Origin of the sequence: Mycobacterium sp. (assembly GCF_035499775.1) — a bacterium.
In the GTDB taxonomy this organism is placed as follows: Bacteria; Actinomycetota; Actinomycetes; order Mycobacteriales; family Mycobacteriaceae; genus Mycobacterium.
Genome location: NZ_DATJYB010000573.1, coordinates 1 through 2879 on the forward strand (window position 1 = coordinate 1; position 2879 = coordinate 2879).

Sequence of the window (2879 nt, forward strand, 5' to 3'; positions counted from 1 at the left end):
GCCATTACTGAGGCTGGGGCGGAGCACCACACCTTCATCGAGGTCAGCGGGCACCCACTGCTGACGCATTCGATCACCGACATCCTCAAGGGTATTAACGACTCTGGCGCGGCCAACTTCTTGAGCATCGGCACGCTGCAACGCGACGCTCACGACACCCTGACCTTCCACACCAATCTCAACGCCGCCCACACGACGCACCCCCCGCAGACTCCCCATCCGCCCGAACCACACCCCGTGCTGCCCACCACCCCGTGGCAGCACAGCCAGCACTGGATCAGCGCCAGCTCGGCCGCCTACCACATGGGAAACACGCACCCGCTGCTCGGCATCGGCGTCACCGACCCCACCAACGGCACCCGGGTATGGGAAACCGAGCTGGACCCCGACCTGCTGTGGCTCGGGGATCACGTCATCGACGATCTCGTCGTGCTGCCGGGCGCGGCCTACGCCGAGCTCGCGCTGGCCGCCGCGTCGGACACCTTCGCCGCGTCCCCGACCGAGCAAGAGCACCCCTGGACGATCAGCGAGCTCGACCTGCATCAGATGTTGCACGTCACCGAAGGCACCGTTCTGGTCACCACGCTGACCGGCGACGAGCAGCGGAGTCGAATCGAAATACGCACCCGCAGTGGCGATTCGGGATGGACCACGCACGCCACCGCCACCGTCGCGCGGGTGACGGATAACCAGGCACCAGCAGTTCAGGGGCCCGAGGCGACCGCAGCCGATCTGGCCGGCGAACTGGACCCCGACGACCTGTATCAGCGGCTGCGCGGCGCCGGCCAACAGCACGGACCGGCATTCCAGGGCATCGTGGGGCTCGGCGTCGAGCCATCCGGCGCGGCCCGCGCCGAAGTGCGGCTGCCTTCGTCTGCCAGGACGGGTTCCCGCGACTTCTTCCTGCACCCGGTGATGATGGACATCGCGTTGCAGACCCTGGGCGCCACCCGGATGGCCACCGAACTGGCGGGCGGGCAGACCGCGCGCAGCACTCTGGTCGTCCCGAAACGGTACGCGGGCGTGCACGTGTACGGCGATGTCACCCAAGGTGTCCGCGCGGTCGGCTCGCTGACCTCCGCCGACGGGCGACTGGTCGGCACCGTAGTCCTGACCGATCCGGACGGCCGACCGCTGCTGGTCGTCGACGAAGTCGAGATGGCAGTGCTCGGATCCGCCGGTGGTGCAACCGAACTCAGCAATCGCCTGTTCGCGCTGGAGTGGGAGCCCACACCGCTGGAAAAGAAGGCCGACACTCCGGGCGGCCTGTTGCTGATCGGTGACCTCGCCGCGGGCGACGCGCTGTTGCCCGCGCTGCAGTCGTCGCTGCATGAGCGCCTGGAAATCGGAGCCGAAGTGCAACTCGTCTCCCCCGACGACGAAACCAAGCTGCGGGCGGCGATCACCCGACCCGACATCGCCTGGGACGGAATCGTCCTGGTCTATCCGCCCCGAAGCAGCGACGAATCATCGCCGAACGAGGCGCAATTGGAGTCGGTGTGGGCACGCACGCTGCTGATCGCCGGGGTGGTCGAGACGCTGACGCGAATGGGCGCCCGGAAGAGCCCGCGGCTGTGGATCGTCACCCGCGGCGCCGCGCAGGTCGACCCGACCGAATCAGTCACGCTGGCACAGACCGGATTACGTGGGCTCGCACGCGTGCTGACATTCGAGCATTCGGAACTGAGCGCCACGCTGGTCGACATCGAGCCGGAAGGCGCCGGCTCGGTTGCCGATCTGACCGAGGAGTTGCTCGCCGGTTCCGGCCAGGACGAGGTCGCCTACCGCGGCGGCCGGCGCTACGTGAACCGGCTGGTGCTCGCGCCCACCACGGCGAAGGGTGAGCTGGTCGGCGAAACGCGCCGCACAGTCGTTGATCTGGACGGGTCCGATGCGGTACGGCTGCAGGTCGATCAAGCCGGACGGCTGGACGCGCTGACGGTGCACCAGGTGAAGCGGGGCAAGCCGCAAGGTGATCAGGTCGAGGTGCGCGTCGCCGCCGCGGGCCTCAACTTCAGCGACGTGCTCAAGGCGATGGGCGTGTACCCGGGCCTCGACGGCGCCGCGCCGGTAATCGGTGGCGAGTGCGTCGGCTACGTGACAGCCATCGGCGAGGATGTCGACTCGGTCGAAATCGGCCAGCGCGTAATCGCGTTCGGTCCCGGCACATTCGGAACCCACCTGGGCACGATCGCCGACCTCGTCGTCCCGATCCCCGACACGCTGCCCGACAACGAGGCGGCCACGTTCGGCGTCGCGTACCTCACCGCCTGGCACTCATTGTGCGAGGTCGGCCGGCTGGCGCCGGGCGAACGGGTGCTGATCCATTCCGCCACCGGCGGTGTCGGCATGGCGGCGGTGTCGATCGCCCAGATGATCGGCGCCCGCATCTACACGACGGCCGGCTCGGAGGCCAAACGCGAAATGCTGTCCGGGCTCGGCGTCGAGTACGTCGGCGACTCCAGGACCGTGGACTTCGCCGACGAGATACTCGAGCTCACCGACGGCTACGGTGTCGACGTCGTTCTCAATTCACTGGCGGGCGAAGCGATTCAGCGCGGCGTGCAGATCCTGGCTCCCGGGGGCCGGTTCATCGAGCTGGGCAAGAAGGACGTCTACGCCGACGCCAACCTGGGGTTGGCCGCGCTGGCCAAGAGCGCGTCTTTCGCCGTCGTCGACCTAGACCTGAATCTGAAGCTGCAGCCCGCGAAGTATCGCCAACTGCTGCAACACATTCTGGGTCACGTGGCGGAGGGTAAGCTACAGGTGCTTCCGGTCACCGAGTTCAGCCTGCACGACGCGGCCGACGCGTTCCGGCTCATGGCATCGGGTAAGCACACCGGCAAGATCGTCATCACGATCCCCGAGACCGGCAGCAT

At 67.7% G+C, this 2879-nt stretch carries 1 protein-coding gene; it reads left to right on the plus strand.

Features of this window, described 5'->3' with window-relative positions; translation table 11 throughout:
* Window positions 1-2879, plus strand: a 2879-nt coding sequence (locus VML93_RS34670) for a zinc-binding dehydrogenase (protein ID WP_325617771.1), incomplete at both ends; no start/stop codon positions are given.